This is a genomic window from Streptosporangium sp. NPDC051022 (assembly GCF_040683035.1).
Classification (GTDB): Bacteria; Actinomycetota; Actinomycetes; order Streptosporangiales; family Streptosporangiaceae; genus Streptosporangium.
In genome coordinates this window covers 55,698-70,708 of sequence record NZ_JBFBCF010000014.1, presented here as the reverse complement: position 1 = coordinate 70,708, position 15,011 = coordinate 55,698, and the positions used below count along the sequence as shown (strand labels likewise).

General features: G+C 71.0%; 12 protein-coding genes. 7 read left to right on the top strand and 5 right to left on the bottom strand.

What is annotated here, in order from left to right:
* Positions 1-43: 43 nt before the first annotated feature.
* A complete protein-coding gene (trpS, locus tag AB0N02_RS22920) occupies positions 44-1,009 on the top strand; it encodes a tryptophan--tRNA ligase (protein ID WP_363949897.1) in 966 nt (321 codons plus the stop codon).
* A gap of 35 nt (positions 1,010-1,044) precedes the next feature.
* On the opposite strand, the gene AB0N02_RS22915 is transcribed toward trpS, so the two are convergent.
* Complete coding sequence (locus AB0N02_RS22915; protein ID WP_363949894.1) at positions 1,045-1,344, bottom strand: DUF3467 domain-containing protein; 300 nt, start codon at positions 1,342-1,344, stop codon at positions 1,045-1,047.
* Positions 1,345-1,496: 152 nt separating this feature from the next.
* Positions 1,497-2,144 (bottom strand): DUF305 domain-containing protein, encoded by a 648-nt coding sequence (locus AB0N02_RS22910; RefSeq protein WP_363949891.1) that lies wholly within the window; start codon positions 2,142-2,144, stop codon positions 1,497-1,499.
* A 122-nt stretch (positions 2,145-2,266) separates the two neighbouring features.
* On the opposite strand from AB0N02_RS22910, the gene AB0N02_RS22905 reads away from it, so the two are divergent.
* Positions 2,267-2,965, top strand: coding sequence for a DUF3105 domain-containing protein (locus AB0N02_RS22905; RefSeq protein ID WP_363949888.1), 699 nt, complete (start codon positions 2,267-2,269; stop codon positions 2,963-2,965).
* 147 nt (positions 2,966-3,112) lie between these two features.
* On the opposite strand, the gene ald is transcribed toward AB0N02_RS22905, so the two are convergent.
* Positions 3,113-4,228 (bottom strand): alanine dehydrogenase, encoded by a 1,116-nt coding sequence (gene ald / locus AB0N02_RS22900; RefSeq protein ID WP_363949885.1) that lies wholly within the window; start codon positions 4,226-4,228, stop codon positions 3,113-3,115.
* 214 nt (positions 4,229-4,442) lie between these two features.
* On the opposite strand from ald, the gene AB0N02_RS22895 reads away from it, so the two are divergent.
* Positions 4,443-5,576 carry an excalibur calcium-binding domain-containing protein gene (locus AB0N02_RS22895; protein WP_363949882.1) on the top strand — a complete coding sequence of 378 codons (1,134 nt, stop codon included), beginning with the start codon at positions 4,443-4,445 and terminating at the stop codon, positions 5,574-5,576.
* 18 nt (positions 5,577-5,594) lie between these two features.
* On the opposite strand, the gene AB0N02_RS22890 is transcribed toward AB0N02_RS22895, so the two are convergent.
* Both AB0N02_RS22890 and AB0N02_RS22885 read right to left on the bottom strand, forming a co-directional pair.
* Positions 5,595-6,971 (bottom strand): NCS2 family permease, encoded by a 1,377-nt coding sequence (locus AB0N02_RS22890; protein WP_363949879.1) that lies wholly within the window; start codon positions 6,969-6,971, stop codon positions 5,595-5,597.
* 214 nt (positions 6,972-7,185) lie between these two features.
* On the bottom strand, positions 7,186-9,411 hold the full coding sequence (locus AB0N02_RS22885; protein WP_363949876.1) for a molybdopterin cofactor-binding domain-containing protein: 2,226 nt from the start codon (positions 9,409-9,411) through the stop codon (positions 7,186-7,188).
* Between the two features lie 450 nt (positions 9,412-9,861).
* Between AB0N02_RS22885 and AB0N02_RS22880 the strand changes: the two genes are divergently transcribed.
* The 4 genes from AB0N02_RS22880 (at position 9,862) to AB0N02_RS22865 (ending at position 14,685) form a co-directional block, all read left to right on the top strand.
* Positions 9,862-10,164 (top strand): helix-turn-helix domain-containing protein, encoded by a 303-nt coding sequence (locus AB0N02_RS22880; protein WP_363949873.1) that lies wholly within the window; start codon positions 9,862-9,864, stop codon positions 10,162-10,164.
* 238 nt (positions 10,165-10,402) lie between these two features.
* Positions 10,403-11,695, top strand: a complete 1,293-nt coding sequence (locus AB0N02_RS22875) for a helix-turn-helix transcriptional regulator (protein ID WP_363949870.1) — start codon at positions 10,403-10,405, stop codon at positions 11,693-11,695.
* A gap of 336 nt (positions 11,696-12,031) precedes the next feature.
* Complete coding sequence (locus tag AB0N02_RS22870; protein ID WP_363949867.1) at positions 12,032-12,637, top strand: copper resistance CopC family protein; 606 nt, start codon at positions 12,032-12,034, stop codon at positions 12,635-12,637.
* A 71-nt stretch (positions 12,638-12,708) separates the two neighbouring features.
* Positions 12,709-14,685, top strand: a complete 1,977-nt coding sequence (locus AB0N02_RS22865; protein WP_363950207.1) for a cytochrome c oxidase assembly protein — start codon at positions 12,709-12,711, stop codon at positions 14,683-14,685.
* Positions 14,686-15,011: the final 326 nt, after the last annotated feature.

Sequence of the window (15,011 nt, the reverse complement as noted above, 5' to 3'; positions counted from 1 at the left end):
TACACCCCCGGTGCGCGGCGGTCCCTTCCAGCGAGGAGCGGCCATGACCAAGCGTGTCTTTTCGGGGTTCAAGCCGACCGGGCATCTGACACTCGGCAACCTGCTCGGCGCGATCATGCCCGCCGTACGGCTCCAGGACGAGGCCGACTGCGTCTACGCGGTCGCCGACCTGCACGCCCTGACCGTCAAACACGATCCCGAACGGCTGCGCGCCCGCACCCGGGAGGCGGCGACCCTGTTGCTCGCCTGCGGCCTGGACCGGTCGCTGCTCTACGTCCAGTCCCGGGTGCCCGCGCACACCGAGCTGGCCTACCTGCTGGAGAGCACCGCCTACTTCGGCGAGATGCGGCGGATGATCCAGTTCAAGGAGAAGTCGGCGAACCAGGAGGAGGTGCGCCTGTCGCTGCTCACCTACCCGGCCCTGATGGCCGCCGACATCCTGCTGCACCGGGCGGACCTCGTGCCCGTCGGGGACGACCAGCGCCAGCACGTCGAGCTGACCAGGGACCTGGCGCAGAGGTTCAACCGCCTCTACGGCGAGGTCTTCGTCGTGCCGGAGGCCGTCCATCCGCAGAACGCAGCCAAGATCATGGACCTGACCACGCCCGAATCCAAGATGGGCAAGTCCGACGGCTCGGCCGCTGGAACGATCTATCTGCTCGACCCGCCCGCCGAGGTTCGCCGGAAGGTCATGCGCGCGGTCACCGACTCCGGCACCGAGGTCCGCTACGACCCCGAGGACAAGCCCGGCGTCTCCAACCTGCTCACCCTGCTCGCGGTCTGCTCGGGGCGGCCGATCGGGTCGCTCGGCCACCAGACCTACGGCGCGCTCAAGCGCGAGACCGCCGAGGCCGTGGTGGAGACGCTGCGTCCCATCCAGGAACGCCACGCCGAGTTGTCGGCCGACCCCGCCGAGCTGGAGAGGGTCCTTGAGGCCGGGGCGGTCCGGGCCTCGGGGCGCACGGTGGAACTGATGGATTCGGCACGCAGGGCCATCGGCGTGCTCTGAACGCCTGACGGGCCGTCAGGGGGGAACGGGGCGGGTCAGGATTTCTGGCCCGTCTCGTTCTCGTAGGCGGTGAGCTGCTGTTCGAGGGCCTTCATGAGCTCGAACACCTGGCTCGGCGGGATGCGGATCCGGCTGACGATTCTCGTCGGCACGCTGACGAAGTGCTGGCCCGACGAGGGGTCGTTGGCGAGCTGGGGCGGTCTGGTGATCACTGCGAAGTCCAGGACGAAGCCATCCTGGGTGTGCCACACCGACGCGAAGTTGGCGTACTGCCCGGCTTCGACCTCGGCGGAGATGCTCACCTCCAGGCGGTTCTCCGGTTCGTCGTTCACCATTCTGTTTTATCTCCTCCAGCCAGATCGGCTCCATGCCGCCCCAGCCCTGGGACCGGCGGCGCGGGGACGCGCCGACGCCGTCGCGGCGGACGCCGTTAAAGGGTGAATCATCAAAAGGTCGTCAAAGTCGAGTTATGAAAGTCTAAAAGCTGTTACAGGATGGAGGGCAGCGGCTTGGCACCGCGCTGCGCCAGCATGTCGGTCATCAGCTTGATCTCTCCTGTCTGACCATCGACGATGTGCCGCGCCATGGTGGTCACCTCATCGCGGTCCGACAGTTTCAGCAGCCCCTGGCTCATCTGGACGCCGCCCTCGTGGTGGCGGATCATGAGCTGGAGGAAGAGGATCTCTTGGTCCCTGCCCGTGGCCTCGCCGAGCCTCTTGAGCTCTTCGTCGCTGGCCATACCGGGCATCGTGCCGGACGCGGCCGCCGTTACGCCGTGGCCGTGACCGGCCATCCACGCCATCGCCGGACGCTCGGTCGACTGTTCGAGCCCCCACTGCTGCAACCATCCGCTGAACATCCCGCGCTGGGCGGTCTGGGTGACGATGATGTCGTAGGCGAGCCGCCGGACCGCCTCGTCCTTGCTGCCGTCCCTGATGACGAAGGACATCTCGACGGCCTGGGCGTGGTGAACCGACATGTCGCGGGCGAACCCGGCCTCCGCCGAGGCGTCGGTCGGCGCCGACGTCCTTCCGAGGGTCAGCAGCAGCACGGCCGCCGCGGCCAGGCAGGCCAGCAGTACGGTGAGCGCCGTACGGCGCCCGGGGGCCTGGGTGTTTTCAGCGGGGGTTTCCATCGCTTGCCCAGAGTACCCACTGTGGCGAATCGTCGCTGTATCACGCATTGTGATTCCTTTATTCTCCACACACCCCGTTAGGGCATAGTCTGACCCGGAGTTGGTTGCCGGCTGGAGGGTCGATGTCGAAGGAAAAGACGCAGGCGAGGCGAGAGAATCTCGCCCGGGTGCGTGCGGAGCAGAAGCGCAAGGAACGCCGGGCGGCGTTCCTGATGTGGGGCGGCGGCGGTGTCGTCGTGGTTCTGCTCGTCGGGTTGGTCGGCTTCTACCTCGTCAACCAGCGGGCGGCGACCTCGCTGGACGGTGTCGTGAGCGCCAAGTACCCCGGCAGCCAGCACGTCCAGACCAAGGTGAGCTACAAGGAGAACCCGCCGGTGGGCGGGGAGCACAACCCGGCCTGGCAGAACTGCGGCATCTACGACCAGCCGATCAACAACGAGAACGCCGTCCACTCGATGGAGCACGGCGCCGTGTGGATCACCTACCAGCCTGACCTGCCCAAGGACCAGGTGGCCACGCTCAAGGAACTGGCCGCCAAGGAGTACATGCTCCTGAGCCCCTACCCCGGGCTGCCCGCCAAGGTCGTGGCCAGTTCCTGGAACAAGCAGCTCAAGCTGGACAGCGCCAACGATCCGCGGCTGCCCAAGTACGTCGCCAAGTACAGGAACAACAGCACCGAGACCCCCGAGTTCGGCGCGTCCTGCAGCGGCGGCGTGAACAGCACGACCGCCGAGGCCCCGATCCCGACGGCCTCCCCGAGCCCGGGCGCGTCCCAGCCCGCCGGGATGACCGGGTCGCCGAGCGCGAAGCCGTCCTCCTGACGCGGTCCTCCTGCTGCCGTGCTCCTGATACGGAGGCGTCTCGACTGATACGGAGGCGTCTCGGCGGTCCACGGTACGGCTTCCGCGTCGCGGGAGCCGTACCCCCGTCAGGGGCCCCGGAGCCTTGAGGGCTCCGGAGACCGCGGGTCAGGACAGCGCCTGTCCCAGGGAGATCGCCTCGAGTCCGTGAGCCTCGGCGACGGGCCGGTTGGTCAGGTGCCCCTCGTGCGTGTTCAGGCCGGGGGCCAGCACGGGGTCGGCGCGCAGCGCCTCGCGCCAGCCCAGGTCGGCGATCGACAGGGCGTAGGGCAGGGTGACGTTGGTCAGCGCGTAGGTCGAGGTGTGCGGGACGGCGCCCGGCATGTTGGCCACGCAGTAGAAGATCGAGTCGTGCACCCGGTAGGTCGGGTCGGCGTGCGTGGTCGGCCGGGAGTCCTCGAAGCAGCCGCCCTGGTCGATGGAGATGTCCACCAGGACCGAGCCCGGCCTCATCCGCGAGACCAGTTCGTTGCTGACCAGCGTGGGGGCCTTCGCCCCCGGCACCAGGACGGCGCCGATGACCAGGTCGGCGCTGAGGACCGCGCGCTCGACCTCGTAGCTGTTCGACGCGACCGTCTGGCAGTGCCCCTGGTAGATCATGTCGGCCTGGCGGAGCCTGTCGATGTTCTTGTCCAGCAGGATGACCTCGGCCTGCATGCCCAGCGCGATGACCGCGGCGTTCATGCCCGAGACCCCGGCGCCGATCACGACCACGTTGGCCGCGTGCACGCCCGAGACCCCGCCCATGAGCACCCCGCGCCCGCCCTCCGGCCGCATCAGGTGGTAGGCCCCCACCTGCGGGGCGAGTCGTCCGGCGACCTCGGACATCGGGGCGAGCAGCGGCAGGGAGCCGTTCGCGTTCTGTACGGTCTCGTAGGCGATGCCCGTGACGCCGGACTCGAGCATGGCGCGGGTACACGCCTCGGACGCGGCCAGGTGCAGATAGGTGAAGAGCACCTGCCCCTTGCGCATCCGGTGGTACTCCTCGGAGACCGGTTCCTTGACCTTCAGGACCAGGTCGCCCTCGGCCCACACGTCGTCGGCGGAATCGAGGATGGTGGCGCCCACGCCCTCGAAGTCGGAATCGGGGATCGAGGATCCCACTCCCGCGTCCTTCTCGATGAACACCTGATGACCGTGCCGGACGAACTCCTGGGCTCCGGCTGGGGTGAGGGCCACGCGGTACTCGTGGTTCTTGACCTCGCGGGGAACTGCGATCTTCACGGCTCCTCCAGATATGTGCACCTGTGTCATCTTCACTTTGCGTTCCCCGGAAAGAGGGCACTACGCGCAAGATGAAAGGAGTCGGTTGCGCTTGATAACAGGCTGTCAGTTGATGCCGGTTGTCATCTTTCAGCGAGCTGACTTGACTGTCCGGTTACCGGGTCCTTTGAGTGATCGGTAGGCTCGTCGCGAGCCGACGCGAGGATACGGGGACATGACGATGGGGATGGGCGCGGGTCCGGGCGGACCGGGTGACCCACCGGTGCCGCAGGGACCTCCACCAGGCCGTGACAGCGGTCGTCCGCGGCCGCCGGATCCCCGGACGGGACCCCACGGCGCCCCCCGGGGGCCGGGCGGCGCCGGACGTCACGACGGTCCTCCCGGGCAGCGGGGCCCCGCGCCGGAGCCCCTCCGGGCGAGCAGGGGCACCACGATCACCCTGATCGCGGCCCTGGTCGTCGTCGTGCTGACCGCCGGGGTGCTCGGCACCCTCGCGGTGCTCATGACCCGCAACCCCGACATGCCGCTCGGCGCCACCCCTCCCCGGCGCCTCTCCGTCCCCATCCACTTCGCGCCGGTGACGAGCACGCAGCCCGCGCCGTGCGCCGATCCGGACTCAAGGCCCGACGACCTGGGGCAGGTCTGCTACACGCTCGCCGCCGGGGTCAGCGTGGACGCCGTGCGGAGGATCGAGGCGATCCAGGAGCGGGGCGGCGCCTACTCGGTGCGGATCGCGTTCGCGCCCGCGTTCCGCGACCAGATCAACGACCTGACCCAGGAGACGGTCACCCAGCAGATCGCCATCGTCGTGGAGGACAAGGTGGTCGCGGCCCCGCGGGTCGCCCAGGTGATCACCGAGGACAGCCTGAGCATCGCGGGCTCCTTCACCAAGGAACAGGCGGACGCCATGGTCGCCCGGTTGCTGGGCACGGGAGCCACACCGGGCACCGGCGCCCCCACGGGGGTCGGAACCCCGGGCGGCGTCGCGACCCCGGGAGGCAGCGCGCTCCCCGGGGACACCGGGACGCCGGGAGTCGTCGGCACCCCCGGGAACCCGGCGGGCACCGTGACTCCGACGACCCCCCAGTTCCAGCAGACCACGCCCACGTTCGCCCCGGCGACCAACCCGTCCCCCAACCCGGTTCCCACCGGCGCCCAGGCCGCGATCACCTCGTCCTCCGCCCCCACCGGGGCCGCCGAACACCGGACCGACCCCCGCTACCCGAGCTGCGAGGCGGCGATCAAGGCGGGGTACGGCGGGCCGTACTTCAGGGAGAGCCACGAGGAGTACAGGTGGTACGTCGACAAGGACAAGGACGGCGTGGCCTGCGACTCCGACGACCTGTAGTGCCCCGGCGGCCGGGGCTCAGCGGAACAGGCTCTGGACGGCCTCGATCGCGAAGTAGGCCGTGAAGACCGCGGTGACGATCCACAGCAGCCACGGGATCCGCCGGACCCGGCCGACCGCCGCCTGGACGACCGTGTAGGAGATCACGCCCGCGCCGACGCCGTTGGTGATGCTGTAGGTGAAGGGCATCAGGGCGATCGTGAGGAACGCCGGGATGGCCAGCGTCACGTCCTCCCAGGGGATGTTCCTGGCCTGGGTCATCATCAGCGCGCCCACCAGGATCAGCGCGGGGGCCGCGGCGGCGGCGGGGACGACCGAGGCGAGCGGGGTGAAGAACAGGCTCAGCACGAACAGGGCGCCGGTCACCAGGGCCGCCAGGCCGGTTCTCGCGCCCTCGCCGACCCCGGCGGCCGACTCGACGAACACCGTGTTGGCCGAGGCGCTGGAGAGGCCGCCGACCGCCCCGGCCACGCCGTCGACGGTCAGGATGGCCCCCAGCCGGGGCACCCGGCCCTCGGCGTCCACCAGGCCGGCCTCGTCGCTCACCCCGATGATCGTGCCCATCGCGTCGAAGAACCCCGACAGCACCAGCGTGAACAGCACGACCGTGGCGGTCACCACCCCGGCGCGGGAGAAACCGCCGAACAGGTCCACCTGGCCGACCAGTCCGAAGTCCGGCGCCGCGATCACCCCCTCGGGCACCCGGGGCACCACCACGCCCCAGCTCGCCGGGTCGATCACGGCGATCGAGTTGACCAGGATCGCCAGGGCGGCGGTCACCACGATGCCGATCAGGATCGCGCCCAGGGTCCTGCGCACGTAGAGCACGATCACCAGCAGCAGGCCGAAGCAGAACAGCGCGACCGGCCAGCCCGTCAGGTGCCCGGTCTGGCCCAGCTGCACCGGAGTCCCCGTCCCCTTGGCGACGAACCCGGCGTCGACCAGCCCGATCAGCGCGATGAACATCCCGATGCCCACGCTGATCGCGTGTTTCAGGGCGAGCGGGATGGAGTTCATGATGAGCCGGCGCAGCCCGGAGACCGCCAGCACCACGATCACCAGGCCCTCCAGCACGACCAGTCCCATCGCCTGCGCCCAGGTCATGTGCGGCGCGGCCTGGTAGGCGACCACCGCGTTGAGCCCCAGCCCCGCCGCGAGGCCGAACGGCGCGTTGCCGACCACCCCCATCAGCAGCGTGCTCACCGCGGCCGCGAGAACGGTCGCCGTGGTCAGCTGCGGGATCGACAGCTTCGCGCCGGTGACGTCGGTGGCCCCGCCCAGGATGATCGGGTTGAGCAGGATGATGTAGGCCATGGCCATGAAGGTGGTGATCCCGCCTCTGACCTCGCGGCCGACCGTCGACCCCCGCTCCGACAGCTGGAAGAACCGGTCCATGACACTCCCCTCGCCCGCCTGGGATGATCGGTTCCTACCCCCTCAGTGCGATCTCATGGGCGGGGCCGACGCCGCCGGCATCGCCGCCACCGCCGGTGTTACGGGCGGTGTCGCGGGCGGTATCGAGGGCCGGACCAGGGCCGGGCCAGGGCCGAAGCGGGGCAGGGCCAGGGCCAGGGCCGGAACGGGGTAGGGGCAGAGGTAGAGGACAAGGTCAGGGCAGGGCGATGTCGTGGGGCCGGATGGGCACGCGGCACAGCGGCAGGCCGGTGGCGGCCCGTACGGCCGCCGCCACCGCCGGGGTCGAGGACAGCGTGGGGGGCTCGCCCGCGCCGCGCAGCCCGTAGGGGGCGTGCGGATCGGGGTTCTCCAGGATCGACACGCGCACGGGCGGCATGTCGAGGATGGTGGGGATCAGGTAGTCGGTGAAGGACGGGTTGAGCACCCGCCCGCCGGAGACCTGGATCTCCTCCATCAGCGCCAGCCCCAGCCCCTGCGCGGAGCCGCCGTGGATCTGCCCCTCCAGGGCCACCGGGTTCAGCGCCCTGCCCACGTCCTGTACGGCGGCCAGCTCGACCACCTTGACCAGGCCCAGCTCCACGTCCACGTCGACCACGGCGCGGTGCACGCACAACGCGAGCTGCGTGTGCGAGTCGCCCTGCCCGGTGACCGGGTCCATCGGGAAGGTCGGCCGGTGCCGGTACCTCCTGGTCTCCTCGACCGCTCCCGCCGACTCCAGCGCTTCCACCAGGGAGAGCCCGCCGCTCCTGAGCGTCTCCAGCCGTTCCCGCACGGCCTCGCAGGCCGCCTTGACCGCGCCGCCGGTGACGTAGGACTGACGGGAGGCCGACGAGGACCCCGCCGAGCCGACCGCAGTGTCCGCCTGCGCGACCGTCACCCGGTCGATGCCCAGCTCGGTCCTGGCGATCTGCTCCTGGATCGTCACCAGCCCCTGGCCCACCTCGGCCGCCGCCGTGTGCACCAGGACGTGCGGCTCGCCGCCGAGCAGCTCGACCCGCACCCTGGCGGTCGAGTGGTCGTCGAAGCCCTCGGAGAAACAGATGTTCTTGATCCCGACGCCGTAGCCGACGCCGCGCCGTACGCCCTCGCCCCTGGTGGCCTGGGAGACGCCGCCCGGCATGTTCGGCGGCCCCGCCTCCGGGGCGCCGGGCAGCGGCCACGCGGCCAGCTCGCGGAGCATGCCGGCCAGCGGCGCGGGGGAGTCGACGACCTGCCCGGTGGCCAGCCTGGAGCCCTGGGAGACCGCGTTGCGGACGCGGACCTCGACCGGGGAGATGCCGCACGCCTCGGCGAGCCGGTCCATCTGCGACTCGTAGGCGTAACAGGCCTGTACCGCCCCGAAACCGCGCATGGCGCCGCAGGGCGGGTTGTTGGTGTAGACGCCGTAGGCGTCGAGATGGACGTTGGCCACCTCGTACGGCCCGACCCCGAGCGAGGCGGCGTTGCCGACCACCGCGGGGGAGGAGGAGCAGTAGGCGCCGCCGTCGAGCAGGATCTCCGCCCTGACGTAGAGCAGCCTGCCGTCGGCGGTGGCGCCGTGCTCGTAACGCATCCGGGCCGGATGCCGGTGCACGTGGCCGAAGAACGACTCCTCGCGGTTGTAGACGATCTTCACGGGACGGCCGGTGCGCAGCGCCAGCATGCAGGCGTGGATCTGCATGGACAGGTCCTCCCGCGCGCCGAAGGCGCCGCCGACCCCGGCCAGCGTCAGCCGTACCCGCTCGGGCGCCAGGCCCAGGCACGGCGCGATCTGGTCGCGGTCGACGTGCAGCCACTGGGTGGCGACGAACAGGTCGACCCCGCCGTCCTCGGCGGGTACGGCCAGGCCGGACTCGGGACCGAGGAAGGCCTGGTCCTGCATGCCGACCTCGTACTCGCCCGTGACGACCACGGGGGCCTCGAAGTCGGAGCCGACCCGGACCGGCTGGTGCCGGACCACGTTGCCGCCGGGGTGGACGGCCGGGCACGAGGGGTCGAAGGCCGCCCTGCGCGGGTCGACGACCGCCTCGCGCACCTCGTAGTCCACCACGATCGCCGCGGCGGCCCGCCTGGCGGACTCGGGATGGTCGGCGGCGACCAGCGCCACCGGCTCCCCCTGGTAGCGGACCTGGTCGACGGCCAGTACCGGCTGGTCCCTGCGCTCGAGACCGTAGAACCTCTCACCCGGCACGTCCTCGTGGGTGAGCACCGCCAGCACGCCCGGCATCGCCAGCGCGGGCCCGATGTCGACCGAGCGGATCCAGGCCGACGGATGCGGGCTGCGCAGCGTCACCCCCCAGATCATGTCCGAAAGGTACAGGTCGGAGGAGTAGGCGAACTCGCCCGTCACCTTCAGCGTCCCGTCGGGACGCGGCGCGCTCCCGCCGACGCCCGTCCCCGGCGCCCGCTGCTCCCGACGGATCTCGACACCGCTCACCACAGCAGTACATCAGCCCAGGTCGGAGCAGGAAATGGGGAACGCGGCGAAAGTCGGGATCGGGCCTTTGGCGGCACTCCGCGGTGAGTGTGACCGTCCGGCGGCCGGGCGGGGGCCGGGGGCCGGATCCGGCGGCGTTCGGCGGCCGGATCCCGGAGGAGTCGCCGCGCCCCCGGACCATTGCGGTGATCGCCGAGATGGGCGCGGAAGGGACAGGTTTGGCGGGTGCGGCCACGGGGACGAGGGCCGGATCCGGCCCGGGATCGGCGGCGGAGACGGGCGGGGGAGCGGTCGCCGAGGGCGGGGCGGTGGCGCCGGTGCCCCTGGACGGGGCGGCGGGTGAGCTTGCAGAGACGCTGTGAGCGGGTGCGCGGGCGCCGGCGGCGGGCCTGCCCGGAATTCGGGTCTCGATCGGGGTGAGGGCCGCGCTGAGCGGCTCCGCGATGATCCGCGGTGATCCGGGGCGGTCCGGAGGAGGCCGGTCATGCCCGGCGTCTGCCGGCGGCCTTCCCGGACGACGTGCGGCGGTCGTCCGCGGCGCGGATCCTCGATCCGCCGCTCGCCTACGACCGGTGGCACCGGTCGGAGCCGGTGCGGACACTCGGGGTGTTCCTCGACCGCGTGGGCTTGGAACGCCTGCATGTGCACGTCAACACGGTCCGCTACCGTATCCGCCGGGTGGAGGAACCAACCGGGCGGGATCTCTCCACGACGGCGGACCGTGTCGACCTGTTTCTCGCTTTACAGGCGGACTGACCGGTCCACTAGTCGGGGTAGCCCCAACCGGTCCTGTTCTGGATGTTCAGCTGCAAAGAATACTGACTGGTGCTCTGTGAGGGGGCAGACGAATCAGCACTGGCGGTCGTAGCATTGCTCGTGGCTGCAAATGTGGCCGTAAATAGGACGGCGAGGGCAGACAAAGCGAGGCGTCGGCGCACGGGGGAGGCTCCTGTCGTGGGTTCTGCTGCTCGAACGATATCTTTCAAGGGGTAACGTGGCTGGTCAAGACTTGGTGGGGCAACGCATCAAGACCGTCCGTCGTCAGCGTGGTCTTTCCCAGGCGCAACTCGCCCATCCGGAACTATCCGACAGTTATGTGTCTCTCATCGAGAGTGGCAAGCGTACTCCCACGCCCGCCGTCCTTGAGCTACTGGCCGAGAAGCTCGACTGCTCCCTCACCTATCTGATCAACGGTGTGACCGCCGAGCAGATGCAGGAGATCGAGCTCGGCCTCGGCTACGCCTGGCTCGCCATGGAGAACGGCGAGGTCAGCGAGGCGCGCACCCGCTACGCCGAGCTTCTCGCCGACAGCGGACTGGCCGGCCTGCCCCAGCTCAAGCAGGACGCCGAGTACGGCCTGGCCCTGGCGACCGAGGCCTGCGGCGACCTGGAGGGCGCGATCGCCCTGCTGAACGGCCTGCGCCAGAACGACCCCGTCACCGTCGCCCCCGAACGCCACGTCGCCGTCGCCGTCGCGCTGTCGCGCTGCTACCGCGAGCAGGGAGACCTGGCCCAGGCGGTGAACGTCGTCGAGCAGATCCTCGGCGGAGCGGTGCGCCCGGCCTGGACCGACGGCCTGATGAGGCTGGGCGGCCAGCTGCTGGCCGCCTACGTCGAGCGCGGCGACCTGCTGCGGGCCCGCCAGTTCTCCGCCGAGGTGCTCGCGGCGGCAGAGGTTCTGGGCACCCCGCAGGCCCTCACGCTGGCGCACTGGGGCGCGGCCATCGTCGCGGTCGAGAGCGGCCGCGGAGACGAGGCGGTCGGGCACGTCGAGCGGGCCCTGGCCATCCAGTCCGAGTACGGCGACCCCCGCAGACTGGCCCGCCTCCGCAACGACTACGCCCAGGTCATGCTGAACGTCCGGCCCATGCAGGCGGGCGTCTGGCGCGAGCTGCTGACGAAGGTCGAGAAGGAGCTGTCGGAGAGCTCCTCCAACCCGATGGACAAGATGCGCTGCGCGATGAACCTCGCCCGCGCCGAGCTGCTGCTCGCCAACCCCCAGCGGGCCGGGGAGCACGTCAAGGCCGTCTGCGACATGCTCGACGGGATGCCCAGGCCGCTGCAGATGGAGGCGCGTCTGCTGCACGGCCAGACCGCCGCCGAGCTGCACGGCCAGGAGCGGGCCCTGCACGAGCTGGAGGCGGCGGCCGAGGCGCTGGAGCAGCTGCCGGCGACCCGCTACACCGCCCACGCGTGGCTCACGGCCGCGCGGGTTCTGGAACGTATCGATGAGCCCGGCCGCAGCGTGGACGCCTACAAGCGCGCACTGGCCTGCGTGGGGTTGTAGGACGCCGCGCGAGGACATCGGCGCACGCGGGGGCCACGCGGGATCCGGAACGGACCGCGTGGCCCCCGCGCGTGGGGCGGCGGGCACGGGTGCCCCGCGGACGGGGGCGGGGACCGGGGACGGGAACGGAGCCGGGACGGGCGTCCCGCGGGTGAGCCGCGAGTGAACACGGAGAGATCGGGGAGTGAGCACGTAGGGAGATGAGATCCCCCGCGGGATCGGGCACGATATCTCAACATCGGGCACATTGGTCCAAGCGCGCCGGGCGTGTTCGCGGGCGTGACGGGGACAGGGAGGTAGGGACCGCGTGACGGCCTGGGTAGCCTGGACGGTGCCATGAAGACTTCCCCTGTCGCGGCAGTTCTCGCGCTTCTCGCCGCTCTCGTCCTCGGCACGGCCTTCGCCGCGCCCGCGCTGGCCCATGACTCGCTGAAAAGCAGCGACCCCGCCAAGGGGGCCAAGGTCGAGAGCCTCGACAAGGTGAAGCTGACCTTCACCGCCACGGTCAGTTTCCCGGCCGTCGTCGTGCACACCTCGGACGGCACCGCCTACCAGGACGGTAAGCCGGTCGTCGACGGCCCGGTGGTGACCCAGAGGCTCAAGGGCGATCTTCCGCCGGGCGAATACGTCATCGCCTACCGGGTGGCCTCCTCCGACGGCCACCCGATCGAGGGGGAGATCCCCTTCACCCTGACCGGAGCGGCCAAGCCCACGCCCTCGGAGACCGCCTCGGCGTCCCCGTCGCAGAGCGCGGCCCCCGCGGCGGAGCCGACGCCTCCCGCGACGGCGGCCGCCTCGCTCAGCCCGTCTCCCGCAGCCCGGACCTCCGGTGAGCCGGAGTCGTCCGGCGGTGTTCCCGGCTGGGCGTGGCTCGTCATCGGTGGCCTGACCGGTGTCGGCATCGGGCTGTTCTTCAGCCTGCGAAACAAGAAGCGGCCGTGAGCGCGCAGGGACGCCCGGCGCGGGCCGGGCAGGAGGCCAGGCGGATCGGGCCCGAGGGGACCGGCGGGGCGGTGCGGGTCGTGCTCGCGGCCGCCGCCGCGGCGGTCGTGGCCCTGGTGATCGCCATGATCGCCGGAGGCGCCACGAGCGCGCGCGTCATCCCGGGACTGCCGGACGAGGGCGACTTCACCCGCTGGGGCCTGCCCCTGGCGAAGCTGGCGATGAACGCGACGGGTGTGCTCACCGTGGGCGCGCTGCTGGCCGCCACCGTCTTCCTGCCCAGTGACAAGGGCCTGCTGGGCAGGCCCGCGCTCGCCTACGTCAAGGCCGCCTCGTGGCTCGCGCTCGCCTGGGCCGTCGCCGCGGCCGCGACGATGGTCTTCAGCCTCTCCGACGCCCTCGGCCTGCCCTTCCTCGACGTGCTCGGCGGCAACGAGCTCACCAGCTACGCCAGCCAGGTCTCCCAGGGCATCGCGCTCACCCTCGTGGTGCTGTTCACGGTGGCGATCGCGCTGTTCGCCCGCGGGGCCATCACGGTCGGCGCGAGTGGCGGGCTGCTGGCGCTCGCCCTGGTCACGCTGCTGCCCCCCGCGCTGACCGGCCACTCCTCCTCCTCGCCCAACCACGACCTCGCCACCACCGGCGTCGCCGTGCACCTGCTCGTCCTGGCCCTGTGGGTCGGCGGCCTGGCCGCGCTCTGCGTCCACGCGCTGCGCGGGCAGCCCTCCCTGGAGGTCGCCGCGGCCCGCTTCTCCTCGATGGCGCTGTGGTGCTTCGTCGCCGTCGGAGTGTCCGGCATGCTCAGCGTCGTGGCGCGGCTCAGCTCGCTCGGCGAGCTGTTCACCTCCGCCTACGGTCTGCTGATCCTGGCCAAGACCGCGGCGTTCGCGGTGCTCGGCGTCCTCGGCTGGTGGCACAGGAAGCGGACGTTGCCCCAGCTCGCCGCCGGGGTGCCGAGGGTGTTCATCCGGTTCGCCTCGGTCGAGCTGCTCGTGATGTTCGCGACCGTCGGCCTGGCCGTCGCGCTCGGCCGTACCGCACCGCCCCCCACGCCCCTGCGCGACCCGGTCTTCGACCTGCTCGGCTATGCCATGCCGCCGGAGATCTCCCTGGCGAACCTGGCCTCGCTGTGGTGGTTCGACCTGTTCTCCGGCACGCTGATCGCGCTGCTCGGCGGGTTCTACCTCGCCGGGGTCGTACGGCTGGGCCGCCGCGGCGACTCCTGGCCCGTGGGCCGCACGGTCGCGTGGTTCACCGGCCTGCTGGTGCTGGTCCTCGCCACCCAGAGCGGCGTGGCCCGCTACGCCAAGGTGCTGTTCAGCGCGCACATGGCCGAGCACATGACGCTGTCCATGCTGGTCCCGATCTTCCTGGTGCTCGGCGCGCCCGTCACCCTGGCGCTGCGCGCGCTCAAGCCGGCCGCCCGCCGCGGCGACCGGGGCCCGCGCGAGTGGCTGACCACGATCCTGCACAGCAGGTACGTCCGGTTCATCACCCATCCGGGGATCGCCACCGCGATCTTCGTGGTCTCCACCTATGCCCTGTACTTCACCCCGCTGTTCACCTCCGCGATGGAGGAGCACCTCGGTCACATCGCCATGACCGTGCACTTCCTGCTCAGCGGCTGCCTGTTCTTCTGGGTGATCATCGGGGTGGACCCGGCGCCGCACAAGCTGCCGCACGTGGCCCGGCTGATCCTCCTGTTCGTCACGATGCCGTTCCACGCGTTCTTCGGCATCGCGCTGATGAGCATGGGGACGGTGCTCGCCGCCGAGTGGTACGACCAGCTGGGCCGTACCTGGGGTGCCTCCGCGATCTCCGACCAGCAGACCGGCGGCGCCATCGCCTGGGGCTTCGGCGAGATCCCGACGCTGATCGTGCTGATCGCGCTGGCCTTCCAGTGGTGGCGTGACGACGACCGCAAGGCCCGCAGGGCCGACCGCAGGGCCGACGCCGTCGCGGCCCGCACCGGCGGCACCGGCGACGAGCAGCTCGACGCCTACAACGACTATCTGACCAGGCTCAACCAGCGAGACCTCGCCGAGTGACGGAAGCGGGGCGGCCCGCGGTACCGGTGCCGCCCTCGCTCTCTCCTCGTGCGCTGTCCTCGTGCTTTTTTGCGCTCTTTCGCGCTGTTTTATGCCCTTTTTGGTCGCCGGTACGGCGCGAGCGCGCGATCAGCGCATTATCAGCCGCGTCCAGCAGGGCCGAGTAGCGCGACCGCCACGCCCTCCTATCTTCCAGCGTCGTTCCGGCCACCTCCCGGTAACCTGTAAGACAGGGGGTCGGCATCACCGCAGCGGGCGCAGCGCCTGGTCGCCATCGCGCGCCACGCCCAATCACGTACAGGTCACGTGTTCGGTCGGGGGGCCGG